The 23,875-nt window shown below is 67.9% G+C and carries 26 protein-coding genes; 15 read left to right on the top strand and 11 right to left on the bottom strand.

The window, feature by feature from the left end; genetic code table 11:
* Positions 1–70 precede the first annotated feature (70 nt).
* The gene (locus tag AC3QL2_RS11380; RefSeq protein WP_493234496.1) at positions 71–1,012 is read right to left on the bottom strand and encodes a glycosyltransferase family 25 protein; all 942 of its coding nucleotides are present in this window, start codon (positions 1,010–1,012) and stop codon (positions 71–73) included.
* A gap of 43 nt (positions 1,013–1,055) precedes the next feature.
* Positions 1,056–2,342 carry a Glu/Leu/Phe/Val family dehydrogenase gene (locus tag AC3QL2_RS11385; protein WP_493234497.1) on the bottom strand — a complete coding sequence of 429 codons (1,287 nt, stop codon included), beginning with the start codon at positions 2,340–2,342 and terminating at the stop codon, positions 1,056–1,058.
* A 160-nt stretch (positions 2,343–2,502) separates the two neighbouring features.
* Between AC3QL2_RS11385 and AC3QL2_RS11390 the strand changes: the two genes are divergently transcribed.
* The gene (locus AC3QL2_RS11390) at positions 2,503–3,267 is read left to right on the top strand and encodes a hypothetical protein (RefSeq protein ID WP_493234498.1); all 765 of its coding nucleotides are present in this window, start codon (positions 2,503–2,505) and stop codon (positions 3,265–3,267) included.
* Between the two features lie 13 nt (positions 3,268–3,280).
* On the opposite strand, the gene AC3QL2_RS11395 is transcribed toward AC3QL2_RS11390, so the two are convergent.
* On the bottom strand, positions 3,281–3,964 hold the full coding sequence (locus AC3QL2_RS11395) for a DUF4197 domain-containing protein (protein ID WP_493234499.1): 684 nt from the start codon (positions 3,962–3,964) through the stop codon (positions 3,281–3,283).
* 31 nt (positions 3,965–3,995) lie between these two features.
* Here AC3QL2_RS11395 and AC3QL2_RS11400 point away from each other — a divergent pair, with 31 nt between their 5' ends.
* The 9 genes from AC3QL2_RS11400 to AC3QL2_RS11440 all read left to right on the top strand — a co-directional run bounded on the left by AC3QL2_RS11400 (position 3,996) and on the right by AC3QL2_RS11440 (position 12,114).
* A complete protein-coding gene (locus AC3QL2_RS11400; protein ID WP_493234500.1) occupies positions 3,996–4,493 on the top strand; it encodes a peroxiredoxin family protein in 498 nt (165 codons plus the stop codon).
* Positions 4,490–5,728, top strand: a complete 1,239-nt coding sequence (locus tag AC3QL2_RS11405; protein ID WP_493234501.1) for an efflux RND transporter periplasmic adaptor subunit — start codon at positions 4,490–4,492, stop codon at positions 5,726–5,728. The genes AC3QL2_RS11400 and AC3QL2_RS11405 overlap by 4 nt, the downstream gene beginning before the upstream one ends.
* The gene (locus tag AC3QL2_RS11410; RefSeq protein WP_493234502.1) at positions 5,725–6,945 is read left to right on the top strand and encodes an ABC transporter permease; all 1,221 of its coding nucleotides are present in this window, start codon (positions 5,725–5,727) and stop codon (positions 6,943–6,945) included. Before AC3QL2_RS11405 ends, AC3QL2_RS11410 begins: the two co-directional genes overlap by 4 nt.
* Positions 6,942–7,631: an ABC transporter ATP-binding protein gene (locus tag AC3QL2_RS11415; RefSeq protein WP_493234503.1), complete on the top strand. Its 690-nt coding sequence runs from the start codon at positions 6,942–6,944 to the stop codon at positions 7,629–7,631. The genes AC3QL2_RS11410 and AC3QL2_RS11415 overlap by 4 nt, the downstream gene beginning before the upstream one ends.
* A gap of 148 nt (positions 7,632–7,779) precedes the next feature.
* Positions 7,780–8,787 (top strand): diguanylate cyclase domain-containing protein, encoded by a 1,008-nt coding sequence (locus AC3QL2_RS11420; RefSeq protein ID WP_493234504.1) that lies wholly within the window; start codon positions 7,780–7,782, stop codon positions 8,785–8,787.
* Between the two features lie 113 nt (positions 8,788–8,900).
* Positions 8,901–9,746, top strand: a complete 846-nt coding sequence (locus AC3QL2_RS11425) for a putative RNA methyltransferase (protein ID WP_493234505.1) — start codon at positions 8,901–8,903, stop codon at positions 9,744–9,746.
* 183 nt (positions 9,747–9,929) lie between these two features.
* Complete coding sequence (nudC, locus tag AC3QL2_RS11430) at positions 9,930–10,739, top strand: NAD(+) diphosphatase (RefSeq protein WP_493234506.1); 810 nt, start codon at positions 9,930–9,932, stop codon at positions 10,737–10,739.
* 67 nt (positions 10,740–10,806) lie between these two features.
* Positions 10,807–11,217, top strand: a complete 411-nt coding sequence (locus AC3QL2_RS11435; RefSeq protein WP_493234507.1) for an OsmC family protein — start codon at positions 10,807–10,809, stop codon at positions 11,215–11,217.
* An 18-nt stretch (positions 11,218–11,235) separates the two neighbouring features.
* Positions 11,236–12,114, top strand: coding sequence for a pirin family protein (locus AC3QL2_RS11440; RefSeq protein ID WP_493234508.1), 879 nt, complete (start codon positions 11,236–11,238; stop codon positions 12,112–12,114).
* Here AC3QL2_RS11440 and AC3QL2_RS11445 read toward each other — a convergent pair.
* The gene (locus AC3QL2_RS11445) at positions 12,108–13,049 is read right to left on the bottom strand and encodes a VTT domain-containing protein (protein ID WP_493234509.1); all 942 of its coding nucleotides are present in this window, start codon (positions 13,047–13,049) and stop codon (positions 12,108–12,110) included. The two genes, AC3QL2_RS11440 and AC3QL2_RS11445, sit on opposite strands and share 7 nt — an antisense overlap.
* A 156-nt stretch (positions 13,050–13,205) precedes the next feature.
* Here AC3QL2_RS11445 and AC3QL2_RS11450 point away from each other — a divergent pair, with 156 nt between their 5' ends.
* From AC3QL2_RS11450 to bluB, 3 genes are all read left to right on the top strand, one after another.
* Complete coding sequence (locus tag AC3QL2_RS11450) at positions 13,206–14,006, top strand: J domain-containing protein (protein WP_493234510.1); 801 nt, start codon at positions 13,206–13,208, stop codon at positions 14,004–14,006.
* A gap of 58 nt (positions 14,007–14,064) precedes the next feature.
* On the top strand, positions 14,065–15,531 hold the full coding sequence (gene dbpA / locus AC3QL2_RS11455) for an ATP-dependent RNA helicase DbpA (protein WP_493234511.1): 1,467 nt from the start codon (positions 14,065–14,067) through the stop codon (positions 15,529–15,531).
* Between the two features lie 84 nt (positions 15,532–15,615).
* Positions 15,616–16,287, top strand: coding sequence for a 5,6-dimethylbenzimidazole synthase (bluB, locus tag AC3QL2_RS11460; protein WP_493234512.1), 672 nt, complete (start codon positions 15,616–15,618; stop codon positions 16,285–16,287).
* Here the strand turns inward: bluB and AC3QL2_RS11465 are convergent.
* Complete coding sequence (locus AC3QL2_RS11465) at positions 16,276–16,683, bottom strand: hypothetical protein (RefSeq protein ID WP_493234513.1); 408 nt, start codon at positions 16,681–16,683, stop codon at positions 16,276–16,278. The genes bluB and AC3QL2_RS11465 overlap by 12 nt on opposite strands.
* 153 nt (positions 16,684–16,836) lie before the next feature.
* On the opposite strand from AC3QL2_RS11465, the gene AC3QL2_RS11470 reads away from it, so the two are divergent.
* Complete coding sequence (locus AC3QL2_RS11470) at positions 16,837–17,745, top strand: recombination-associated protein RdgC (protein ID WP_493234514.1); 909 nt, start codon at positions 16,837–16,839, stop codon at positions 17,743–17,745.
* Positions 17,746–17,786: 41 nt separating this feature from the next.
* On the opposite strand, the gene AC3QL2_RS11475 is transcribed toward AC3QL2_RS11470, so the two are convergent.
* From AC3QL2_RS11475 to fabI, 6 genes are all read right to left on the bottom strand, one after another.
* On the bottom strand, positions 17,787–18,170 hold the full coding sequence (locus AC3QL2_RS11475) for a TSUP family transporter (RefSeq protein WP_493234515.1): 384 nt from the start codon (positions 18,168–18,170) through the stop codon (positions 17,787–17,789).
* Positions 18,171–18,190: 20 nt separating this feature from the next.
* Positions 18,191–19,237, bottom strand: coding sequence for a cyanophycinase (locus AC3QL2_RS11480; RefSeq protein WP_493234516.1), 1,047 nt, complete (start codon positions 19,235–19,237; stop codon positions 18,191–18,193).
* Between the two features lie 82 nt (positions 19,238–19,319).
* Positions 19,320–19,892, bottom strand: coding sequence for a DUF4337 domain-containing protein (locus AC3QL2_RS11485; RefSeq protein ID WP_493234517.1), 573 nt, complete (start codon positions 19,890–19,892; stop codon positions 19,320–19,322).
* Positions 19,893–19,965: 73 nt separating this feature from the next.
* Positions 19,966–21,606, bottom strand: coding sequence for a methyl-accepting chemotaxis protein (locus tag AC3QL2_RS11490; RefSeq protein ID WP_493234518.1), 1,641 nt, complete (start codon positions 21,604–21,606; stop codon positions 19,966–19,968).
* A gap of 210 nt (positions 21,607–21,816) precedes the next feature.
* Positions 21,817–22,410 carry a hypothetical protein gene (locus AC3QL2_RS11495; RefSeq protein ID WP_493234519.1) on the bottom strand — a complete coding sequence of 198 codons (594 nt, stop codon included), beginning with the start codon at positions 22,408–22,410 and terminating at the stop codon, positions 21,817–21,819.
* A 16-nt stretch (positions 22,411–22,426) separates the two neighbouring features.
* Positions 22,427–23,206: an enoyl-ACP reductase FabI gene (gene fabI, locus AC3QL2_RS11500; RefSeq protein WP_079434692.1), complete on the bottom strand. Its 780-nt coding sequence runs from the start codon at positions 23,204–23,206 to the stop codon at positions 22,427–22,429.
* A 181-nt stretch (positions 23,207–23,387) separates the two neighbouring features.
* On the opposite strand from fabI, the gene AC3QL2_RS11505 reads away from it, so the two are divergent.
* Positions 23,388–23,864, top strand: a complete 477-nt coding sequence (locus AC3QL2_RS11505) for an HAD domain-containing protein (RefSeq protein WP_493234520.1) — start codon at positions 23,388–23,390, stop codon at positions 23,862–23,864.
* Positions 23,865–23,875 lie beyond the last annotated feature (11 nt).

Genomic DNA, 23,875 nt, shown 5'->3' on the forward strand with positions numbered 1-23,875 from the left:
TGATTCCAGTGAAGTGGTGCCAGCACCCGGAATGATCGAATGATTCTAGTTGTTCCAGAGTTTTTCTGTGTCAGCGCAAGAGACAAAAGCGCTTGCGCCAGAGAATGCGGAGCTGTGTCCGGAGCCGCCGGTGGCCGGATGGCAAGGAATGGGGCCGGAGATCGTTAGAAGGGTTGCGCAAGGCGGCGCGCTCTGGCTCCAGGAGGCTGGGCGTTTCACTTTCTGGGGGGTGTCGTACCAGCCAGGGCTGCGGGTAATAAAGGGCACTCAGGACCTTGTTCTGAGAGAACAATAACCAGTTATCCGCGACCGTGCGAACGTCTCGGTTGAAGTTCGCCAGTTTGCCCGCGGCGGTGCGATCCAGATAGTACGCACAAGCCCTCAGGAAAAACCGGTCACTTTTGACCGATTTGAGAATCTGCACCCGTTGATTGACTGTGATCCGCCCGAAAAGGCTGGGTACCAGCCAGCGCTTCCGGTCCAGCTCGCCGGGGCGCTCGTCTTCCAGGCCGCCCAGAATGATTGCGGCCCCGTCATGCCAGCTGGGGTGAAGGGGATCAAAATGAAAAATGAAATCCGCAAATTCCTTGAGCAGTTCGGCGTCGTCCTCAAGGATCACCGCGCCGGGTAGATTCCGTTCGACGATCAGGTCCGCACAGCGCACATGGCTCAACGCACATCCGATTTCCCGTGGTGTTGTCGCAGAGACACCTCCGTGGATGAGGTTCTTGCGATCGGCCAGCGTGGCGAGAAAGTCCGCCGGCAGCTTGCGCCCGTCCACCGCGTCGACAAATTCAAAGGAGACGCCATGCTGCCGCATCTGGGTCTCGACCCGAGCGCGCCTTTCCGTACTGCCAGCCAAGGAAATGACGAATATTTGAAGGCTCATGAAAAATGAAACGGGGCTGTAAAACGACGCGTTGAATTTATCACGTGGAGAGAACAGGGATTCCAGTGAAAAACCGCGCACGGACCTCTGTTCCGCCTGGCCCGTCGGCGTCTCAACAACCATTTCCCCGTAACCCCTGCTTCCGGAAACTTCTGCCGAGTCGCGCCTACGGATACAGCCCGCGCACCTTGTGGGCCAGCAGCACGCGCTCGCAGCCGAGCACGAAGGCTGCGGTGCGCAGCGGAATGCCCTTGGCCTGGGCCGAATCCCAGACCGCCGCGAAGGCTTCGCGCATGATGCGGTCGAGGCGGGCGTTGATCTCGTCCTCGCTCCAGAAGAAGGCGCTGATGTCCTGCACCCATTCGAAGTAACTCACCGTCACGCCGCCGGCGTTGGCGAGCACGTCGGGGATCACCGTGATGCCGCGCTCCTGCAGGATCAGGTCGGCTTCCGGCGTAGTCGGGCCGTTGGCGCCCTCGGTGATGATGCGCGTGCGGATGTGTTCGGCGTTGGCGGCGGTGATCTGGTTTTCCATTGCCGCGGCGACCAGTACGTCGGTTTCCAGCTGCCAGAAGTTGTCGGTGGACACCGCTTCGGCGCCCGGTGCGCCTTGCAGCGTGCCGTGCTCGTGGCGCCAGGCCTTGACCGCCCGCACGTCGAGGCCGGCCGGATTGACGATGGCGCCGGTGCTGTCCTGGATGGCGACGATCTTTGCGCCGGCGTTGGAGAACAGCCTTGCCGCCGCTTCGCCGACGTTGCCGAAGCCCTGCACCGCGACCCGCGCATCGGCGATGTCCAGGCCGATGTGCCGGGCTGCCTCGACGGTGGCGACGAACACGCCGCGGCCGGTGGCGTCCTTGCGGCCCAGGCTGCCGCCCAGGCTGATCGGCTTGCCGGTGACCACGCTCATTGCGGTGCGCCCCTCGTTCATCGAGTAGGTGTCCATGATCCACGCCATGGTCTGCTCGTTGGTGTTGATGTCCGGGGCCGGCACGTCCTTGTCCTGGCCGAGCAGGATGTGGATCTCACTGGTGTAGCGGCGGGTCAGGCGCTCCAGCTCGGCGGCGGAAAGCTGCCGCGGATCGACCCGCACGCCGCCCTTGGCGCCGCCGAAGGGCACGTTCACCACCGCGTTCTTGACGGTCATCCACGCCGACAGGGCCATCACCTCGGCCAGCGTGACGTCCGGGTGGAAGCGGATACCGCCCTTGCCCGGCCCGCGGGCCAGGTTGTGCTGGACCCGATAGCCCTCGAAATGCCCCATCTCGCCGTTGTCGAGGCGGATCGGCACGTTGACGATCAGCGCCCGCATCGGGCGGGTGAGGATCGGCGTCAGGGGGCGCAGTTCGGGGTTCAGGTGCGGTTCGACCCGGTCCACCTGCACCAGGAAGGTCTCCCACGGGCCGAGGTGCTCGGCCGACAGGTAGGACGGGATATGCGAAACGTTGTTCACTTTGTCTTCCTCCTCCATGAGAGAGCCGGGGCAGGACGCTCTGCCGGCCTCCTTAATGAGGAAGAGTGTGCGCCGGGCTTTCGGTTCCGCCCAGTTGATCCCGGCTGTGAACTGTGTCGGCTATGATCGCGCTGTGTGTTTTTCGCGACGGCGGTCCGTGATGCGTATCCAGAAGCTGATTGTCCTTGCCGTCGCCAGTGCGGCGAGCCTTGCCGCCCAGGCTTCCGACGAGGCCCGCCTGCCCGGTGACGCGGCCGCGGTGCAGGCTGCGGCGGCCGACCGGCCCTTCAAGCTGAGCCTCGGTGAGTACCGCTACGGCGGTAACTTTAGCGGCCAGGACGTGAACCTGCGCTACCGCCGCGGCGACTCGTCGGTGTGGCTGGGGGCGTATCGCGACCGGGATTTCGGCAGCCAGGGGCGGGCCGGCGTGGATACCAGCTGGCAGCCCTTCGAGGGTTCGACGCTGGCGCTGCAGCCGTCCCTGCAATGGGCGTCCGGCGGTTTCTGGGGCGGCAGCTTCAGCGTCGAGCTGGGCGAGCCGTGGTTCGTGCAGGCCGGCATCGGTCGCACCAACACCAAGCCCTACTTCAATCTCAACTTCGACCCCAACGACGCGCTGTCGCTGGCCGCCGGCTATCGGGACGACAGCGGCCGCACCTATTATTTGATGGCGATCCGCGACGACCGTCTGGGCACCCACCAGCAGCACGTCCACGCGGTGGCGCGCTGGCCGGTGGGCAACGGGCAGCGGGTCACCGTCGACGTGCTGCGCAAGACCGGCATCGCTGACAGCGGCCCGGTGGAAGGCTGGGGCCTCAGCCTCGGCTACGACTTCCCGGCCTGGTTCCTGCGCCTGGCCTACGAGCCGTGGCAGAACTTCAGCGACGTGAACGCCACCCGCCTGACGGTGGGCTTCCGCTTCTGAGGCCGGCGCCGGCTTACTGGCCGAGTGCCCCGAAGACTTTCTTGGCGAGGCCGGTAGCGGCGCCGACCGGGTCCTTGCGGATCGCCTTCTCTTCCTCGGCGATCATCAGGTAGAGGCCGTCGAGGGCCTTGCGGGTCACGTAGTTCTCGATCTTCAGGTCGTCGCCCTTGACCAGCCCGAACTGGCCGGCCTTGCTGGCCAGCTTGTTGTACTGGGCGGACAGGGCCAGCTTGTCGGTGGTTTCCTTCACCGTCGGCAGGAAGGATTCGGCCAGCTGGGCAGAGGTCTTCTCCTTGAAGTACTGGGTGGCCGAATCGTCGCCGCCGGTGAGGATCTTCTTGGCGTCCTCGACGCTCATCTTCTTCACCGCGTCCACCAGCAGGACCTTGGCCTTCGGCACGGCCTGCTCGGCGGCCTTGTTCATCGTGGCGATCAGCGCGTCCACATCCTTGCCGCGGCCCATCGTGCGCAGCACCCCTTCCAGCGGTGCGATGCTGTCGGGCAGGCCGATCTTCACTTTCGGATTGTTGAGGAAACCACCGTCGGCGCCCAGTTGTCCAACCGCCTTGCCGGCTCCCTGGACGAGGGCATCCTTCAGGCCACCCGACGCATCCTTGTCGGTCAGGTCGGACAGCCCCAGGGCCCAGGCCTGGCTACAGATGACAAGCAGCAGCAAAGCTCTCAGAATCGCACGCACGGCATACCTCCTTCTTTTCTGGTTGAACACGATGTTATTAAAGGCTATCACGCGTCTTGTCGCGCCTGTCCTGATCCTGGCCTTCCTGCACGGCTGCAGTCAGCCGGCGGCGGCGCCCGACGTGAGCTTCACGACCCTCGATGGCCAGACCCGCCAGCTGTCGTCCCTGAAGGGCAAGGTGGTGCTGGTCAACTTCTGGGCCACCACCTGCACCACCTGCGTGGCCGAGATGCCCAAGATCGTCGAAACGTACAAGAAGTTTGCACCGAAGGGTTTCGAGACCGTCGCCATCGCGATGGACTACGACCCGCCCGAATACGTGCGCAATTACGCGCAGAAGAACGGCCTGCCCTTCACCGTGGCCCTCGACAGCGGCGGCAAGGCCGCCAAGGGCTTCGAGGACGTGCGCCTGACGCCGACCACCTTCCTGCTCGACAAGCAGGGCCGGGTCGTCCAGAAATACCTCGGTGAGCCGGATTTCGCCAAGCTCCACGCCCTCCTCGACAAACTCCTGGCCGAACCGGCGTGACGCGCCGCGGGTTGATCCTGGCGCTGGCCGCGGCCGGCGCGCTGGCTGCTGTGTTGCTGTGGCCAAAGGGGCGCGAGGTGGACGTGGCGGCGGTGCGCAAGGGGCCGCTGACCCAGTCAGTGGTCGCTACCGGCCGCATCGTCACGCCGGCGCGGATTTCCATTGGCAGTCCGCTGGCTGCCACGGTGCTTGAAGTTACCGTGCGCGAGGGTGACAAGGTCAAGGCCGGCCAGGTGCTGGCCCGCCTGCGCGCTGACGACGCCGAGGCGTTGATCGGCCAGGCGGTGGCCGCCGTGGCCGAGGCTGAAGCACGCCTGACCCAGATCGAAGCCCTCGGCCGTCCGGTGGCAGCCCAGCAACTGGCCCAGGCCGAAGCCAACCTGACGGTGGCCCGCGCCGAGGCGGAGCGCGCCCGCCAGCTGGTCGCCCGTGGTTTCTACGCCCAATCGAAGGCCGACGATGCGCTGCGCAACGCCACCAATGCAGAGTCCGCGGTGGCAGCGGCCCGCGCCCAACTGGCCGCCCAGCAGTCTGGCGGCACCGAGAAGGTGGCCGCCGAGGCCCGCGTCGCCCAGGCTCGCGCCCAGCTCGCCAACGCCCGCGCGCGGGCCGCGCTGCTGACCCTCACCGCGCCGTCGGCTGGCGTGGTGCTCAGCCGCAAGGCCGAGCCCGGCGACGTGGCGGCGGCTGGCAAGGTCTTGCTGGAGCTGGCCGACAACGGCGAAACCCGCGTCTATGCGACGGTGGACGAGAAGAACCTGCGCCTGCTGCAACCCGGCCAGCAGGCCCGCGGCGTCGCCGACGCCTATCCGGCGCGGCCCTTCGATGCGACGCTGTACTACCTGGCGCCGGCGGTAGATCCCCAACGCGGCACCGTCGAGATCCGTTTCCGTGTGCCGACGCCACCGGACTTCCTGCGCCCCGACATGACCGTGTCGGTCGAGACCGTCACCGGCCGCCGCGATGCGACGCTGGTGCTGCCGTCCGAAGCGGTGCGCGACCCGGATGGCGGCAAGCCGTGGGTGCTGGTCGCTCGCGACGGCGTGGCGGTGCGCGCCGACGTGCAGCTCGGCCTTGCCGGCATCGGCCAGGTGGAAATCCTCAAGGGCCTCGCCGAGGGCGACCTGGCCGTGCTGCCGGCCTCCGGCGCGCTGGAAGGCGACACCCTGCGCATCCGCGAGCCGAAGAAGCCCAAGGTCGGCGGTGTGCAGGTTCCGCAGGGCATGATGCGTTGAAGCTGCGCCTGCCTTTCGCCCCGCTGGTCGCTCTGCGTTTCCTGCGCGAGGGGCGCATGCAGACCTTGCTGATCCTCGCCGGCACGACAGGCGGGGTGGCGGTGATCGTCTTCCTGACCCAGCTGATCACCCAGTTGCAGGCGCAGATCGTGGACCGGGTGCTCGGCACCCAGCCCCACGTGGTGATCCGCCCGCTGGAGGAGGCCAACCGCCGCGCCTTCGACGATCCGGCCTCGGCGGCGGTCATCGAGCCCCGCGCCCAGCGCCTGCGCTCGGTGGACCAGTGGGAGAACGTCGCCCGCCTGGCCGCCGGAATGCCCGGCGTCACCGCGGTGTCGCCGACCGTCACCGGACCGGCCTTCGCCGTGCGCGGCCAGGCCAACAAGTCCGTCGCGCTGATGGGCATCGACGCCGAGCGTTACCGGCGCATCGTGCGCATGGAGGACTACATGGTCGCCGGCCGCTTCGCGGTGGACGGTACCCGCGCGGTGATCGGTTCCGAGCTGGCCAAGGACCTGGGCATCCGCCTGGAGGACAAGCTGCGCGTGGCGCTGCCCAACGGGCGCGACGAGCTGCTGCAGGTGGGCGGCATCTTCGACATCGGCAACAAGGATCTCAACCGCCGCTGGGTCTTCGTGACGCTGCCGCTGGCCCAGAGCCTGCTCGACCTGCCCGGCGGGGTGTCCAACCTGGACCTGACCGTGGCCGACATCTTCGACGCCCAGGCCATCGCGACCCGCCTGCAGGGCGCCACCGGTCTCACCGTGGACAGCTGGATGCAGACCAATGCGCAACTCCTCGCCGCGCTGCGCAACCAGACCGTCTCCAACAACCTGATCCGCAGCTTCGTGATTGTCATCGTGGCCCTCGGCATCGCCAGCGTGCTGGTGGTGAGCGTGGTCCAGAAGCAGAAGGAGATCGGCATCCTGCGAGCGATGGGCGCCAGCCGTGCGATGATCCTGCAGGTCTTCCTGATCCAGGGCGCGCTGGTCGGGGCGGTCGGTTCGATCTTCGGCAGCCTGCTGGCCTTCGGGCTGCTCAACATGTTCTCGGCGATCTACCGCAATGCCGACGGCAGCCCGCTGTTCGCCGCCGAGCTGGAGCCGCGCTTCATCGTGCTGGCGGCGCTGGTGGCGACCGGTGTCGGCCTCGCCTCGGCGCTGATCCCGGCGCGCCGCGCGGCGAAGATGGACCCGGTGCAGGCGATCCGTTCATGAACGCCCCGGTCATCGAGCTCGCCGGCCTGACCAAGGTCTACAACGCCGGCACGCCGGTCGAGGCCGAGGTGCTGCACGGCATCGACCTGAGCCTGGCGCAGGGCGAGTTCGCCGCGCTGATCGGCCCGTCCGGCTCCGGCAAGAGCACGCTGCTCAACATCATCGGCTTGCTCGAACGGCCCACCGGCGGGCGTCTGTCCATCGGCGGGCGCGACACGGCGGCCCTGTCGGAAGCCGAGATCACCGCGCTGCGCGGGCGTAGCATCGGCTTCGTGTTCCAGTTCCACCACCTGCTGCCGGCGTTCACTGCGCTGGAAAACGTGATGATGCCGGCCATCATTGCCCGCGGCGCGCCCGACGATGAGGCCGAGGCGACAGCCCAGCAGCTCCTCGATGCGGTCGGTCTGAAGGCCCACGCCCACAAGAAGCCGGCCGAGCTGTCGGGCGGTCAGCAGCAGCGCGTCGCCATCGCCCGCGCGCTGGCGCTGCGGCCACGCCTGATCCTCGCCGACGAGCCGACCGGCAACCTCGACACCCACACCGCCGACGACATCTTCGCGCTGCTGCGGGAATTCAACCGCCAGACCGACTGTGCCTGCCTCATCGTGACCCACGACCCGCGCCTGGCGGCCCGCTGCGACCGTACCGTGAGGCTGGTGGACGGCCGCCTCGCTGCGGACAGCTGAGCATCCATCTGCCGCGTTTCCTGCTGCTTCAACGCACCGTGAGAGATTGCGCTGTGGCGTGATCTGCCGAGTTGCCAATTGCCCGTGCCTTCAGTATGGTCTTGCCGCGAATTTGATAATTTTGAAATAACCACAAGGACCCTCCGGCATGCCGTCCCAGGAGCAGTTGCTGAAAGTCATCGAGATCCAGACCGAGATCGTCAAGGCCGGGCTGGACCTGGGCGAAGTGATGGCACTGGTGGTCGACCGCACGCTGGACCTGATCGATGCCGACGGCGCGGTGATCGAGCTGGCCCAGGAGGGCGATATGGTCTATGCGGCGGCGTCCGGTATCGCCGGCCCTCACCTGGGCTTGCGCCTGCGCCAGGCCAACAGCCTGTCGGGGATGTGCGTGGAAAGCGGCTCCATCCTGCGCAGCGACGATACCGAGCACGACGTGCGGGTGGACCAGGCGGCCTGCCGCCGGATCGGCCTGCGCTCGATGATCGTCATGCCGCTCAAGTTCGACAACAAGGTGGTGGGTGTCCTGAAGGCCATGTCCGAGCAGCCGCGGGCTTTCCGGGTGCAGGACGAAGCCCTGCTCGGCCTGCTGTCCGATCTGGTAGCGGCGGCGATGCATTTCGCCACCCAGCTCGACAGCGACAAGCTCTTCCAAAAGGCCACCCACGACGGCCTCACCGATCTGGCCAACCGCTCCCTGTTCATGGACCGCCTGCGTAACGTGGTGGCGCGCCGGAGCCGCGACGGCCGACCGGCCGGCGTGTTGATGATCGACATGGACGGCCTGAAGCAGCTCAACGACACCTTCGGCCACCGCGTCGGCGACGCGGCGATCCGCGAAGTGGCCCGGCGCCTGCGCACCGCCTCCCGCGAATCGGACACCGTGGCGCGGCTCGGCGGCGACGAGTTCGCAATGCTGCTGACCCCGGTCGACCAGCCGACCGGCATCGATACGGTGGTGCAGCGCCTGTATTCCAGCGTCGTCGGGCCGTTCAGCTACGAGGACCAGGCCCATGAGCTGAGCGTGAGCATCGGCGCGGCCTGTCTGCCGGAGGACAGCGACGATATCGAACAGTTGCTCGAAGTCGCCGACCGCCGCATGTATTCCGCCAAACAGGCGCGTCGCCACCGGCGCGCCGACCGCGTGCCCAACTGAGCGAAGTTCGCCGGGTTACCCGCAATGGTCGGGGACACGGCAGGCGTTGGGGCGGGCCGCCATCTCGGGTATCGTGCAGACCCGCCGCCTTTCCGTCCGCTCACCGAATCCGCATGATCACTCCCTTCCAGGCCCTGGCCTGCCCCCTCGACGGCGGGCCGCTGCAGCGCGCCGGTGCCAGCTGGCGCTGCGGCGCCGGCCACACCTTCGACATCGCCAGCCAGGGTTACATCCACCTGTTGCCGGTCCAGCAGAAGCGCTCCCGCGATCCGGGCGACAGCAAGGAGATGGTGGCGGCACGGCGGCGTTACCTGGAGCGCGGCGTGTATGGCCCCATCGCCGATGCGGTGAGCCGCGCCGTGCTGGCGGATCTGCCCGCCCGCCGGCCGGCGGCCTGCCTCGACGCCGGCTGTGGCGAGGGCTACTACCTGCGCGAGCTGGCGGCAGCGGCCGATGCCGGCGGCGCCGACCTGGCCGTGCTGGGCCTCGACATCTCGAAGTGGGCCGTGCAGGCCGCCGCCAAGCGCGACAAGCGGGTCGCCTGGGTGGTCGGCAGCAATGCCAACCTGCCGGTGCTGACGGGCACCGTGGACCGGCTGCTGTGCCTGTTCGGCTTTCCGGTGTATGGCGAGTTCGCCCGCGTGCTGCGGGCGGGCGGCGAGCTGCTGCAGGTGGACGCGGGGCCGGATCACCTGCGTGAGCTGCGCGAGATCATCTACCCGACGCTGAAGGCGCCACGCCCGCAGGAGACGCAGGCGCCGGAGGGTTTCCGGCTGCACGCCGTGGAAAGCGTGCGCGCCGCCATCCGCCTCGACAGCGCTGCGCAGATCGCCGACCTGCTGACGATGACGCCCCACCTGTACCGTGCCACCGCGGAGGGCCGGGCCCGCGCGGCAGCGCTGGAGGCCCTGGACCTGACGGTGGATGTCAGCCTGACGCGCTTCGTGCGGGAGGGCTGACGGCTGCGCACGCTTTGCTGCCCGCGTGCCGGGAAATCCTGCCGCGGGGGCTGCAGCGTTGCGACGGCCGGCTGGCCGCAGCGCCGAAAATTACGTATCGTGAAGCCGTTGTCCTACCCCATCGGGTAGATCCTGTCTTCCGCCGCCGCGTGCCGGCGGCCCGTGCCTAGGGTGAGTTTGCTTATGTCGGGTTTCGTGCCGAGCTTTGGGGTGGCCGAAGGCGCCATCGCGTCGCGGGTGTTTCCGTTTGTCGGAACGTCCTTGCTGCTGGATCCCGATCTGCAACTGCCGGACCCGACGCGGCTGGATTCCCTCGGCCCGTGCCTGGAGGCGATCACCATCGGCAGCCTCGATGGCATTCCCTGCGAACTGCGCCTGTGGCCGGCCCACCTGGGCGTGCCGCCGGAATTCACCACCCGCGATTACCGTCAGCTGTGGGGCCGGTGGCCCGACGGGCTGCACGAAGCCCTGGCCCGTGCCCGTCAGCTGGTGTCGTGGCTGCAGCAGCACCGCTTCTGCGGCGAATGCGGTGGCCCGCTGCACACCAGCGCCAGCGAGCCGGCGCGGGAATGCCGGGCCTGCGGTGCGAAGGCCTATCCGCGCATCTCGCCGGTGTGCATCGGCCTGATCCTGAAGGGCGACGAGCTGCTGCTGGCCCGCTCGCCGCATTTCCCGCCGGGGATCTACAGCGCGCTGGCCGGTTTCGTCGAGGCCGGCGAAACCGTCGAGGACTGCCTGCGCCGGGAGATCCGCGAGGAGGCCGGCATCGAGATCGCCAACATCCGCTGGTTCGGCAGCCAGCCCTGGCCCTTCCCCCATTCGCTGATGCTCGGCTTCTTCGCCGATTACGCCGGTGGCGAGGTCGTGGCCCAGGAAAGCGAGATCGAGGACATCGGCTGGTATCCCCTCGATGCGTTGCCGATGCTGCCCCATCCGGCCACCATCGCCTTCCAGATGATCGATGCGGTGCGTCAGGGCCGGCATCCGCGCTGAGGAACGTTCCGAGGTCCGGCGAGTCGCAGCAGGACCCGGCGTCTTGCCGTCATTCCTTGGAGGAACCATGTCCGGAACACCCCGCGTCGAAGCCGTCCTGCAGGACACGCCCTACCTCGTGCAGCTGTCCGATGACCTGGGCCACGTGTGGTCCGCCGACGAACCTGTCGAACTGGGCGGCGGCAACGCCGGCCCGTCGCCGGAGCGCCTGATTCTCGGCAGCCTCGGCACCTGCACGGCGATCACCCTCAAGATGGTGGCGGCGCGCCGCCAGTGGCCGCTGACCGGCGTACGCGTGGAGTTGCGGCTCAACCCGGCGGGCAAGCCGGAGGCCGGCAACGACATCGAGCGCCTGATCCACCTGGGCGGCGAACTCAGCGACGAGCAGCGCGCCCAGCTGCTGAAGATCGCCAACGCCTGCCCGATGCACAAGTTGCTCACCGGCGAGGTGCGCATCCATACCGAACTGAGTGCCTGAGGGCGGGAGGACGGAACCATGACGATCCAGCGTATCGAGGCCCGCACGGCCGACCTGGGCGAAGGGCTGACGATCCGGCGCGCCGTGCCGACCCGCGAGCGGCGCATGGTGGGCGCCTGGTGTTTCCTCGACCACATCGGGCCGCGGGACTTCGAGACCGGCCAGGGCATGCACGTTGGAGCGCACCCGCACATCGGCCTGCAGACCTTCACGTGGATGATCGAGGGCGAAGTGCTGCACCGGGACAGCCTTGGCCACGAGCAGGTGATCCGCCCGGGCCAGGTCAATCTGATGACCGCTGGGCGCGGCATCGTGCATACCGAGGATTCCCTGCCTGGCGAGACGCGCCTGCACGCCGCGCAGTTGTGGATTGCACTGCCGTTTGAAGAACGGGAGCGCGAGCCGGCCTTCGAGCACTATCCAGACCTGCCGCGCTGGGACGCCGAGGGCTGCGTGTTCACGCTGCTGGCCGGGCGCCATGGCGACCACGTGGCGCCGGCACGCCTGTATTCGCCGCTGGTCGGGCTGGATGTGAGCAGCGCGGCGGGCGGCCGTGTCGGCCTGGCACTGGAGCCGGGTTTCGAATACGCGGTGCTGCCGCTGGAAGGCCATATCGACATCGATGGCGAGCGCTTCGGCATCGGCGAACTGGCTTATCTCGGTGACGGGCAGGCGCGTTTCGATGCGCAGCTGTCGGCGGGCGGGCGCGTCCTGCTGCTCGGTGGCGAACCCTTCGGCGAGCCGGTGCTGATGTGGTGGAACTTCGTTGGTTTCAGCAAGGACGAGATCGCCGCGGCCCAGCATGAGTGGGAGGCCGGCGATGCCCGCTTCGGACCGGTGGCGGGGCCCGGCGAGCGGCGCCTGGTTGCGCCGCCGCTGCCATGGCCGGGTTACTGAGGCTCCGCTGGCACGGCGTGGCCGGTGACCGCCAGCCAGGCTTCGTAGCCGCCCTGCAGCGGCCGTACCGACAGGTAGCCGGCTTCCAGCAGATGGCGTGCTGCCTGGATTGCGCCGGCATCCTCCGGACAGGCGCACAGCGTGACGATGGGGCGGCTCTTCGGCCAGTCGCCGACCGCCTCGTGCAGGCGGTCGTGTTCCGCGACCCGCGTGTCGGGGAGCGGGCCGGTGGCGGCGATCATCGTCGCGCCGCGCAGGTCCAGCACCAGCGGCCGGTCGGCCGATTCCAATGCCGCCAGCAGTTCGGTCGGCGTGATGTGGGCGATCGCGCATTGCTGACGGAAACGGTATTTCTGCCACAGCTTCCAGCCCAGCCACGCGCCGGCCAGCAGGCCGAGCACCACCAGCGCGCGGCCCATGTGTTCGTCCAGTGCCAGGATGGCGGCCTGGACTGCCTCCTTCAGCACCCATCCTGCCCCCAGCGCCGCACCGGCCCATAGCGCGGCGCCGGCCGCCGCGGCCAGCAGGAAGCCGCCGAGGTTCATGCGCAGCGCGCCGGCGATCGGCGGCGCCACCGTCGAGAAGCCGGGGATGAACTTGGCCACCACCAGCGACGACAGGCCCCAGCGGATGAAGCGCGCTTCGGTCTGGCTGACGCAGGAGGCCGGGTTGATCGACAGCCGGCACAGCCCGGCCAGCACCCGGTAGCCGAACACTTTACCGGCGCCGTACCAGGCCCAGTCGGCCACGACCGAGGCCAGCACCGCCACCGCCAGCAGCTTGCCGAGTCCATCCGGCCCGGCGGCGAGGCTGCCGGCCAGCAGCAGGGTCGGCAGCGCCGGTACCGGTACGCCCATCTGCTGCAGCAGCACATTGACGAACACCACGCTGACGGCGTCCTGGCGGAGGGTGTGGCTGAGCTGGGCGAGTTCCATCGTGGCGTGGGTCGGGGGGCGGAGCCCCGATTATCGGCCGCGGCGGGTTTTTTTGCCGCCTTTGCGGTGACCGGTTTCACGGGGAGGATGCCGGCGGCGATCCGTATAATTCCGTTGTCTTCCGGCCGTCCGCCGGGTTCTTACCGACCTATCCGCATGAAAGCCAGGACCACGCTCTACGACCTGCTCGGGCTGGCGCCCACCGCCAGCGAAGCCGACATCCAGGCCGCGCACCTGCGCCTGACCCGCCACTACCAGTCGGGCAAGCACGGCCTGCCGCCCGCCGACGCGGACAACAAGTTGAAGGCGATCCGCGAGGCGGTGTGGATCCTCGCCGATCCGGGGCGGCGGGCTGCCTACGATGCGGGCCTGGCACGCAGCCAGCCGGCCGTCGCCGAGGCCGCCGTCGAGCCGCTGCTGGCCAAGGATCCGCTGCCGCTGCAGGTGGAGATCAAGGCCGCCAAGCGCTCGCCGCTGCGCATCATGCTGGGCGTGATCGGCACGCTGATGATCATCGGCATGCTGATCCAGATCTTCTTCTCGGTCTTTGCGTTCCGGCGGGCCACCAGCGGTGACGCGGCGGCCGAGGCCCAGCAGAAGGTCATCGCGGCCGAGCGGCGCCAGATGTACGGCGACCTGTCGGAACAGGAGATCGCCGAGCAGGAGGCTGCAGAGCGCCGCCAGCGTGCGGAGTCGGCGCGCCGCTACGAGGAGCAGCGCGCCGAGTATGCCCGCAAGGAAGAGGAGCGCCAGCGCGAACGGGCCCTGCAGGAGCGCGGCTACTACGCCGACCGGGTGTCGTCCGAGCTGCAGCAGGCCGAGGAGTCGGCCCGCCGCAAGGCCGAATATGAGCAGCGTCAGAAGGAAGAGCAGCAACGCCACGCCGAGGAAGAGGAGCAGCGCCGCGTGCAGGAGCGGCTGGCGCGGGAGCGGGCACGCCTGCAACTGAACAACTGAGGGTGGGGCATTGGCCTGCTTGGCGAGCAGCAGGCGGGGCTTTCCGGGATAATCCGGCATGAGCTCGATTCTTCCCCCGCTGCCGGACGCTGATTCCGCCGCTTCCCCCGAAGCGACTTTCGTCCCGCCTCCCGTCGCCGCCGTGCCGGCGCCCTTCGACCAGCTGCCCCTGCCGGCCGCGGTGATCGCCAATCTGGCGCGCCTCGGCTACCACACGATGACGCCGATCCAGGCCGCCGCGCTGCCGGTGGCCCTGGCCGGCGACGATCTGATCGCCCAGGCCAAGACCGGCAGCGGCAAGACGGCGGCCTTCGCGCTGCCGCTGCTGGACCGCCTCGACGCGCGCAGCTTCGCCGTGCAGGCCCTGGTGTTGTGTCCGACCCGCGAACTGGCCGAGCAGGTCGCCCAGGAAGTCCGCCGCCTGGCCCGTGCCGAAGAGAACATCAAGGTCCTCAGCCTGTGCGGCGGCACGCCGATCCGGCCGCAGGCCGACAGTCTGGCCCACGGCGCGCATATCGTCGTCGGCACGCCGGGCCGCCTGATGGATCACCTGTCCCGCGGCAGCCTCAAGCTCGATGCGCTGCGCGCACTGGTCCTCGACGAGGCCGACCGCATGCTCGACATGGGTTTCTTCGACGACATCGCCTACGTCGCCCGGGCCTGCCCGAAGAACCGCCAGACCCTGCTGTTCTCGGCCACCTACCCGGAGGGCGTGGTGCGCCTGGCCCGCCAGTTCATGCGCCAGCCGCGGGAGATCGCGCTGGCCGAGCAGCACGAGGCCGACAAGATCCGCCAGCGCTTCTACGAGGTGACGCGGGAACAGCGCCTGGCCGCCGTCGGCCTGCTGCTGCGCCATTACCGCCCGGAAAGCACGCTGGCTTTCTGCAACACCAAACAGCAGTGCCGCGACCTGGTGGACACGCTGCACGCCGAGGGCATCCATGCGCTGGCCCTGCACGGTGACCTCGACCAGCGCGAGCGCGACCAGGTACTGGTGCGCTTCGCCAACCGCAGCTGCTCGGTGCTGGTGGGGACCGACGTGGCCGCCCGCGGCCTCGACATCGCCGGCCTGGAAGCGGTGATCAACGTGGACGTGACGCCCGACCCGGAGGTGCATGTGCACCGCGTCGGCCGCACCGGCCGTGCCGAGCGCGACGGCTGGGCGCTGAGCCTGGTCGGCCCTACGGAAAAGAACCGCGTCGGCAACATCGCCCGCAGCCAGGGCTTCGAGCCGCAGTGGGAATCCATCGCCGAACTGCAGGCCGAGAACGCCGCGCCGCTGCTGCCGCCGATGGCCACGCTGCAGATCCTCGGCGGGCGCAAGGACAAGATCCGCCCCGGTGATGTGCTCGGCGCGCTGACCGGCGAGGCCGGCTTTGCCGCCGAACAGATCGGCAAGATCAACGTGACCGAGCAATCCACCTACGTCGCCGTGCGGCGCGACATCGTCCGCCAGGCCCTGAAGCGCCTCGCCGACGGCAAGATCAAGGGCAAGAAGGTCCGCGTCCGCCTGCTCGACGACTGAGCCGCCGCCAGCCGGGGGGCAGTGTGGGCTCCCGGGTATTTGTACCGTCACGGGCCGCTGCTGCGGCCCATACAGGATTCCATCATGGCTGATTCCCATCGTTTCCCGGAGGCCGACGTCGCGGCGATCTACCGCGTCATCGCCGAGCGGCGCGACATGCGCCACTTCCGCCCCGACCCGGTCGATCCCGAGATCCTGGCGCGCCTGCTGTGGGCGGCCCACCACGCCCCCAGCGTCGGCTACATGCAGCCGTGGCGCTTCATCCGCATCACCGACCGGGGCCTGCGCGAGCGCATGCACGTGCTGGTCGAGAAGGAGCGCCGCAACACCGCCCGTGCCCTCGGCGAGCGGGAAGAGGACTTCATGCGCCTCAAGGTGGAAGGCCTGCTAGAGGCTGGCGAGGTGATCGTCGTGGCGCTGGCCGACGGCCGCGAGAAGCACGTCTTCGGCCGCCGCACGCTGCCCGAGATGGACCTTGCCTCGGTGGCCTGCGCGATCCAGAACATGTGGCTGGCGGCCCGTGCCGAAGGCATCGGCCTCGGCTGGGTGTCGATCTTCGACCCGGTGGACCTTGCCACTTTGCTCGACATGCCGACCGGCGCGCGCCCCGTCGCGATTTTGTGCATCGGCCACGTGGACGAGTTCTATCCCAGGCCGATGCTGGAGATCCACCAATGGGCCGAGCGCATGCCGCTGGAAACGGTGGTCTTCGAGAACGGCTGGCGGGCCGGCGAGCCGGTAGCGTCAGGCGACTGACGGGCCCAGGCGCGCACGCCGGGCGAGCCAGGTGCCGCCCACTAGCAGCACGACGAAGCTCAGCATCTCCCAGGCGGACAGGAAAATCGCCAGCGCGTGCCGCCCGGGGGCGATGCTGTCCGGCACGCGCAGCGCCAGTACCGGCAGCGTCATCAGGCCGGCGACCGCCACGGCCCGCTTGCCGTACAGCCAGGCCAGCGGGTAACAGGCCAGCGCGGCCAGCAGGGTGGCGGCCAGGAAACCCTGGCTCATCAGGATCGCCGGCGTCAGCGGGCTGCCCGGCGTGACGGGCATCAGCCAGTGGGCCAGCGCGAGGGCCTGGCCGTAGCCGATGAAGCCGGCCAGTAGGACGGGTGGCAGCGCTGCGGCCTGCTGGAGTGGGGATGGAGCGGGCATGGACAGATCGGGTGGCCGGCGCAAAGGCGACGTGTTCGTGAAATGCCCGCATTCTGCACGCATCGGGCCCGTGTTGTGGCCGCTGCGCCGCGACGGGGGGACGGCGTCCCGCTACAATGCCGCCTCTTCTCCATCAGCACGGATGTCTCGCCCATGTGGTTCCGCAATCTCCAGATCTACCGTCTTCCCGAAAACTGGGGCCTGACTGCCGAAGCCCTCGCCGAGAAGCTCGCCGCGCGGCCCTTCCAGCCCTGCGGCAGCCAGGACATGGCGACCCGCGGCTGGAGTTCGCCGACCAAGGACGACCGCTTCGTGCTGGCGGTCGGTGGCCATTTCCTGGTTGCGCTGGCCGTCGAGCAGAAGCTGCTGCCGTCGTCGGTGGTCAATGAGGTGGCGGCCGACAAGGCCGAGATGATCGAAGCCCAGCAGGGTTACAAGCCCGGCCGCAAGCAGATGAAGGAAATCAAGGAGGCGGTGCTGCAGGAACTGCTGCCGCGCGCCTTCACGCGCCGTCGCAAGGTGTTCAGCTGGATCGACCCGGTGGGCGGCTGGCTGGTCATCGACGCCTCCAGCCCGGCCCGCGCCGAGGAAGTCCTCGAAGCCCTGCGCGACACGCTGGACGAGCTGCCGGTGAAGATGGTCAAGACCCAGCTGTCGCCGGTGTCGGTGATGACCGGCTGGCTGGCCGCCAACGAGGCGTCGGGCGCCTTCAGCATCGACCTGGACTGCGAGCTGCGCGCCGTCACCGACGAGAAGGCCGCCGTGCGCTACGTGCGCCACGCGCTGGACGGCAAGGACGTGCAGGACCACCTGGCCGCCGGCAAGCTGCCGACGCGCCTCGCGCTGACCTTCGACGACCGTGTCTCTTTCATGCTCACCGAGAAGATGGAGATCAAGCGCCTGGCCTTCCTCGACATCATCAAGGAAGAGGCCGAGCGCCAGGCCGACGCCACCGACATGCAGATCGAGGCCGACTTCGCGCTGATGAGCGGCGAGCTGTCGCGCCTGATCCCGGCCGTGCTGGAAGCCCTCGGCGGTGAAGTGAAGGATGCGGTGATCTGACAGTCAGGGCAGAGCGGGGCTGGCGGTCAGCGTCGTCCCGCTCAAAGCCAGCCGCGTTGCCTGCAGGCGCTGACGATCAAGCTCAGGCCGAGGCCGCACACGAAAATTCCGAAGACCAGGCGGAGGGAGGCCGAATCCAGCCGGTTGGCCAGGATAGCCCCCAGCCACGAGCCCAGAAACATCATCAGGGCCAGGATCAGCGCGGCCCGGATGTCCACGTTGCCGTTGCGGTAATACTCGTAGGCGGCGGCGAGCCCGATCGGTGGCAGGAGTACGGCGAGGGTGGTACCCGTCGCGAGGTGCTGGGAGAACCCTGCCCAATACACCAGGGCGGGCACGAGGATGACGCCACCCCCGATGCCGAAGACTCCGGCAGCCAGGCCGCCGGAGATCCCGATGATGGCAAGAGTCAACCAGGACGGCATCGCTCTGGCCTCCTGTCTGGTCAGTAAATTGCTCCGCCCGTCTGGGTCGAATACAGCGTGCCGCGGTCTGCCGAGAGGTTGTAGTTGGTGGTGACGCCGCCATAGCCGCGCCAGTTCAGCAAGTCGAAGCGGCCGCTGCCGGACAGGCGCTGCACGCCGACGTTGCGGTAGGTGAGCGGCGTGCCAGGCTGGCAGACCTGCGGCAGGCCGTTGGTCTGCAGGAAATACACCGAACCGCTGCCAAGCCGCGTGGCCGAGGTGCCGGCCACCGCGAGGGCGGTCTCCACGTCCACGCCGATGCCGCGGGCCATGCCCGACCAGCCGTCCTGCACGATGCGCGCCAGGAAGGTGACCAGCCGGCCCATGCGGTCGCGGGTGTCCAGGTGGGCATCGGTGATCACGAAGTCCAGCCCCGGTGCGGTGATGAAGCCCCGGTCGAGGGTCACCCGCTTGTTGTAGGGATTGCTGAGGGCATCGTCGGAATAGACGGTACCGTTGAGGGCCGCAAAGTCGAACTGGCCGAGCACCGCCAGGCCGGCGCTGGTGCCGCCGATCGGCACCTTGCGGGCGATCAGGCCGTTGATGGCCTGCTCGACGCCGGTGCCCTTCCAGAAGTTGATGTAGTCGGCCTGGTCGCCACCGGCGATGAACAAGGCCTCGGCCTTGTTGATGCGGTCGATCACGAAGGGATCGTTGGCGGCGTCCCGCGACGGGATGATCAGCGTCTCCACCGAATCCACGCCACCCATCGCATAGATGTAAGGGTTGTAGGCGTCGGTGCCGGTGGCGCGGATCACCACGAAGTCGCCGCCGCCAGCGCGGGAAATCATCCACTGGAACGCCGCGTCCACGTCCGGGCCGCCGCCCATCAGCAGCGCGGACGGTTCGCGGGGTGGCTGGCTGGAGCTGGCGTCGGCGGGATTGCCGACCACGTAATATTGGTAGGGTTTGTCGGCGTGGGCCGGGCTCAGCACGGCGAGACCGACAATGACGGCGAAGGCCTCGGCGAGGCGGCGCCAGGGCCGCCATGCACTGCCTTGTTCGATGGAACGCGTACGGTGTTGCATGGTGTGGCCCTCCTGACGTTGGACCCGCTCCATGCTCCGTAGCTGTGCTCAGACTGTCAAGGCATTCTGACCATTTTGGGTTTCAAAGGTGGAGCAGGGCCACCGCGGCGATCGCGCAGCCAGCGCCGGCCACCCCGAGGGAGGCCCATTCCATCCATTTCTTGCGGGTCAGCAGGGTGATCGCCGCCAGCGAGATGGCGACCTGCATGGCGGTCATCGCCTGGGCCCAGCGATGGTGCTCGTGCATGGAGTGCTCACTGGCTTCCTCGGCCTCGGTGGCGGAGGCTTCGAGTTTCTCGGCCTTGCTCTTGATGTCTTCCTTCTCGTGCTTGTAGCGCTCGATTTCCGACTGGTAGCGGGTCTGGGCTTCGCCGCTGGTCAGCGCAAAGGCCAGCTCGGCGATGTTCTGCTTGGAGCTCTTGGCCTGGTAGTAGCCCCACTGGTTGGAGGCTTCCGTCTTGCGGATGGCGGCCTCGTTCTTGTGCATCAGCGCATCGTTCTGGGTGGCGCCGCCGGCGTAGCTGAACAGTGCGCCGAGGGTGGCGAGGACTGCCGTCATCGCCGCGATGCGCGAGGCGAAGCCGTCGCCGCCGTGGCTGGCGTGCTCGACTGCGTGGTCATGGGGGCCGTGGACATGGAAATGATCGCCGGACATGCAGGTTCTCCGTGTTGAGGGTGCGGGGCCGCGCCCCGCGAAACGCTGCGGATTCTAGGCCAAGCGGCGCGGTTTAGCGCACGCTCGCAAGGCCTGGCCCGCCGATGCGGAAACGTTTGACGATGCGCGCCATGTGCTGGGAGATGTCGCGGATCGAGTCGGCGGCCTGCTTGGTGTGCAGCGCGGCGTGGTTGGCGTCGCCGAGCAGGTTGTCGATCATGCCGACCTGGCCGACGATCTCGTCGCTGGACGACTGGCCGATGGCCACCAGGCGGGTGATCTCGTTCACCACGTCTATGACCTTGCCGGTCGAGTCCTCGATGCGCTCCACCGCGTTGCCGGCGGTCTGGGCCAGCGTCGTGCTTTCCTGCATCTCGCCGATGACCTTCTGCATCAGCGTGGTGGAGTCGTGGGAGGTCGTGCGGATCTCCGAGATGTGCTGGTTGATCAACTCGGTGGAGCCGGCGGCGCGTTCGGCCAGCTTGCGCACCTCGTCGGCCACAACCGCGAAGCCGCGCCCGGATTCGCCGGCGCGGGCGGCCTCGATGGCGGCGTTGAGGGCCAGCAGGTTGGTCTGGTCGGCAATCTGCCGGATCTCCGAGACGACGGTCTCGACTTTCACCACCGACGCGGCCAGGTCGAAGACCCGCTGGGACGCGTTGTCGATGCTGGTGGCCAGCTGCTCGATGCGGCCAGCGGCATTGCGGATCACCGCGCTGTTCTCGGTGGCGCGGGCGCTGGAGTCGTTGCTGATCTCGCCGGCCTGGCGGGTTTCCCGGTCGATGTCGACGATGTGGGCCTGGATGGCCTGCACCGCCGAGTGGATGGCCTGGGACGACTGGGTGCCGTTGGAGGCCAGGCGGGCTATGGCGGCGGCCGACTGGTGCATCTCGATGGAGGCCACCTCGTTGCGGCGGATCACCTCGACCATCTCGCCGAGGCTGGTCTGCAGCGTATCGATGAGGCTGTTGAAGGCGCGCACCGACTGGCCGATTTCGTCGTCGCGGACCACCGGCACGCGCTGCGTGAAGTCCAGCGAGGTGGCGATGGAGGCCATCGTGCCTTCCATTGCGCGCAGCGGCTTGATGATGTTGCCGTGCAGGCGGAACACCAGGCCGACCAGCACGACCAGCGTCAGCCCGGTGGCGCCGGACAGGATCCACTGGGTCTGCACGAAGCCTTCTTCCACGGCTGCCACCGAACGGTCCTTGGTGCGGCGCTTCTCGACGCGCAAGGTCTCGAGGATCTGCTGCAGTTCCTGCTGGTACTGGGCCACGTTGGCGTACAGGCTGGCCTCGGCGATGGCGCGCTGGCCGGCCACCGCCTGTTCAATGGTCTCGTCCATCGCCGCTTCGTACTGGGCAAGGCTTTCTTCCGCTTCGTGCAGCATGGCCTGCTCGGTGTCCGAGTGGGCCAGCGGCCCCTGCGCCGTGAGGGCGTCGTGCAGCCCCTTGCGCTGGGCAAGCAGTTTTTCCCTGGCTCCGGCGGCCACCTCGGCGCTCGGTGCATAGACGATCTCGGTGAGGACGATCTGCACCTGCTTGAGCTGGGCGCCCAGGTCGGAGGCGGCCAGCGCGCCGGGAATCGCGTCGTCGGTGAGGTTGCGTACCAGCCGCGTGTTGTGCTGGAACATCATGAGGCCCGCCGCGCCGGCGGCCAGCAGCAGCGTGGTGGTGATGGTGATGAGGATGATCAGATAGCGTCGAATGCTCATGGCGGTGACTCCGTGTCGAACCGGGTGGTCCGGGCAGGTTTTGTGCGTCGCACCAGAAAAACCCGCACATTTATCGACAGGCGTCTTGCCGAATCAAATGAATGTTTTGTGACAGCCACAAAGGCGCGGCGCACCGGATCGCCGCTGCCGGAGGGGAGAAATGCTCCCTGTATGTGCGTATGGAATGGAGGCGAAACGCCCCCGGCCGAATCAGGGCAGGAACACCGGATCGGAAAAGACCAGGGTGCCATCGGCACGCATCATCAGGTTGTGGGGATTGAGAATGTCCGGCTGGACCGGGTATTCCTCGATGAAGTCGGACAGCGCGGCGATGGCCTGCACGATGCTGGCCGGCAGGCCCGGCGGAGGCTCCTGGGCGATGTGGTAGAGCGCCAGGCGGCCGCGGTTGACGCCCAGGTTGGCCCATTTTTCGCAGCCCTGCCAGTAGGCGTCGGAAAGAACGTGGGCCAGGGCTTCGGCCTCGCCGCTGACCGGTAGCAGGCGCTCGATTTCCAGCAGGCGGAAGGAATAGCCGCTGCTCGCCTTGCCGACCACGCCGTGGTCCTGGTACAGGCGCGGAAAGTGGATGCCGGTGGGGCGGTCGTCGGCGGCCAGGAAGTAATAGTCGGCCGGCGAGCTGACGACTTTGTAGACCCGCTCCCCGTCGCCGGCGTCGAGGACGATGGACGACTCGCCGCGCCCGAGCTCGGGGCGGCCGTCGAGGAGCGGATGGGCCGGCACCGGATCGGCGATGCGGGCGACGATGGCGTCGCCCGCGGCGTTCCCGGTGTCCGGCTCCGTCATCACGTAGCGGGTGGGATTACCCGATGATGTTGTAGCCGGCATCCACGAAGTGTACGCCGCCGGACAGGTTGCGGCCCGCGTCGGAAACCAGGAAGGCCGTGAGGGCGCCGATGTCTTCCGGCGTGACCAGGCGGTGCAGCGGGGAGCGATCCACCGCGGCGGCCATCAGGCCGTCGAAGCCGGCGATGCCGGAGGCGGCACGGGTCATCAGCGGGCCCGGGGAGATCGCGTTGACGCGGATGTTCTTGGAGCCCAGCTCGAAGGCCATGTAGCGGGTGGCGGCTTCCAGCGCGGCCTTGCACAGGCCCATCATGCCGTAGTTGGCGATGACCTTCTCGCTGCCCAGGTAGGTCATGGTGATCAGCGAGCCGCCGCCAGCCTTTTCGAGCAGGGGCTCGGCCTTGCGGGCCAGGCGCACGAAGGAGTGGGTGGATACGTCCATCGCCAGTGCGAAGCCGTCGGCGGAGGTGTCCACCACGCGGCCGTGCAGGTCGTCGCGCTTGGCGAAAGCCATGGAGTGGATCGCGAAGTCGAGCTTGCCGTACTTGGCGTCGATCTGGGCGAACACGTCATCGACGATTTCGGGCTTGGTCACGTCGAGCAGCATCACGTCCTCGACGCCCAGGCGGCTGACGATGGGCTCGATGAAAGCCAGGGTCTTCTCGTTCTGGTAGGTAATGATGACCTTGGCGCCCGCGTCGATGCAGGCTTCGGCTACCCCGGTGGAGATGGATTTTTCGTTGGCGATGCCGGTGATCAGGCCAACCTTGCCTTCGAGGTTGATGATGGGTTTCATAAAGGGGCTCCGTAGGGATAAGAAAATTTACCGCACTGCAACAATCGCTGACTTTAGAATAGTCTAGCGTGTCTGTTACACGGGTGTTTTTCGTTAACGCTCAGTTTCCAGCTTTTTGGTATGTCATTGTTGCGATGCGTCAAATCCTGATCGAAAACTCGCCGCTCCGGCGCCCGGGGCGATGAGCCCGGTTTACGTTTTCCTCGACTTCGACGGCGTCACCCATCCCTGGGGTGAGGTCGAGGATTTCCGTTGCCTGCCGGCGCTGGAGGACGTGTTGCGCGACTACCCGGAGACGCGGGTCGTCATCGCGTCCGACTGGCGCACGCTGTTCTCGTTGCCCAAGCTGGTGGTGCGCTTTTCGGAGGACATCCGGCCGCGGGTCATCGACACCACGCCGACGATCTTTCCGCGCAAGCCCGACGAGCTGTATGGCCTGCGCGAGCGGGAGGCCAGCCAGTGGCTGGCCCGCAAGGGTGGCGATGCGCAATGGCTGGCCATCGATGACGCTCCTGGTAACTGGCCGACCCGTACGCGGTTGGTGCTGACTGATTTCAAGCGCGGCTTCACCGACGAAGACGCCGGCCGCATGCGCCGCATGCTCGACGCCTTCCGTTCTGGCGAGTTCAAGGCGCCCGAAGCGGCGGCGCCGGCCTGACTTCTTTCCGT

Source organism: Zoogloea sp. GW822-FHT05C07 (assembly GCF_058800215.1).

Coding starts and splice junctions, on each gene's coding strand:
- AC3QL2_RS11380 (WP_493234496.1), bottom strand. CDS start 1,012: ATGGTTGTTGAGACGCCGACGGGCCAGGCGGAACAGAGGTCCGTGCGC.
- AC3QL2_RS11390 (WP_493234498.1), top strand. CDS start 2,503: ATGCGTATCCAGAAGCTGATTGTCCTTGCCGTCGCCAGTGCGGCGAGC.
- AC3QL2_RS11400 (WP_493234500.1), top strand. CDS start 3,996: ATGTTATTAAAGGCTATCACGCGTCTTGTCGCGCCTGTCCTGATCCTG.
- AC3QL2_RS11415 (WP_493234503.1), top strand. CDS start 6,942: ATGAACGCCCCGGTCATCGAGCTCGCCGGCCTGACCAAGGTCTACAAC.
- AC3QL2_RS11420 (WP_493234504.1), top strand. CDS start 7,780: ATGCCGTCCCAGGAGCAGTTGCTGAAAGTCATCGAGATCCAGACCGAG.
- AC3QL2_RS11425 (WP_493234505.1), top strand. CDS start 8,901: ATGATCACTCCCTTCCAGGCCCTGGCCTGCCCCCTCGACGGCGGGCCG.
- nudC (WP_493234506.1), top strand. CDS start 9,930: ATGTCGGGTTTCGTGCCGAGCTTTGGGGTGGCCGAAGGCGCCATCGCG.
- AC3QL2_RS11435 (WP_493234507.1), top strand. CDS start 10,807: ATGTCCGGAACACCCCGCGTCGAAGCCGTCCTGCAGGACACGCCCTAC.
- AC3QL2_RS11440 (WP_493234508.1), top strand. CDS start 11,236: ATGACGATCCAGCGTATCGAGGCCCGCACGGCCGACCTGGGCGAAGGG.
- AC3QL2_RS11445 (WP_493234509.1), bottom strand. CDS start 13,049: ATGGAACTCGCCCAGCTCAGCCACACCCTCCGCCAGGACGCCGTCAGC.
- AC3QL2_RS11450 (WP_493234510.1), top strand. CDS start 13,206: ATGAAAGCCAGGACCACGCTCTACGACCTGCTCGGGCTGGCGCCCACC.
- dbpA (WP_493234511.1), top strand. CDS start 14,065: ATGAGCTCGATTCTTCCCCCGCTGCCGGACGCTGATTCCGCCGCTTCC.
- bluB (WP_493234512.1), top strand. CDS start 15,616: ATGGCTGATTCCCATCGTTTCCCGGAGGCCGACGTCGCGGCGATCTAC.
- AC3QL2_RS11465 (WP_493234513.1), bottom strand. CDS start 16,683: ATGCCCGCTCCATCCCCACTCCAGCAGGCCGCAGCGCTGCCACCCGTC.
- AC3QL2_RS11470 (WP_493234514.1), top strand. CDS start 16,837: ATGTGGTTCCGCAATCTCCAGATCTACCGTCTTCCCGAAAACTGGGGC.
- AC3QL2_RS11475 (WP_493234515.1), bottom strand. CDS start 18,170: ATGCCGTCCTGGTTGACTCTTGCCATCATCGGGATCTCCGGCGGCCTG.
- AC3QL2_RS11480 (WP_493234516.1), bottom strand. CDS start 19,237: ATGCAACACCGTACGCGTTCCATCGAACAAGGCAGTGCATGGCGGCCC.
- AC3QL2_RS11485 (WP_493234517.1), bottom strand. CDS start 19,892: ATGTCCGGCGATCATTTCCATGTCCACGGCCCCCATGACCACGCAGTC.
- AC3QL2_RS11490 (WP_493234518.1), bottom strand. CDS start 21,606: ATGAGCATTCGACGCTATCTGATCATCCTCATCACCATCACCACCACG.
- AC3QL2_RS11495 (WP_493234519.1), bottom strand. CDS start 22,410: ATGACGGAGCCGGACACCGGGAACGCCGCGGGCGACGCCATCGTCGCC.
- fabI (WP_079434692.1), bottom strand. CDS start 23,206: ATGAAACCCATCATCAACCTCGAAGGCAAGGTTGGCCTGATCACCGGC.
- AC3QL2_RS11505 (WP_493234520.1), top strand. CDS start 23,388: ATGAGCCCGGTTTACGTTTTCCTCGACTTCGACGGCGTCACCCATCCC.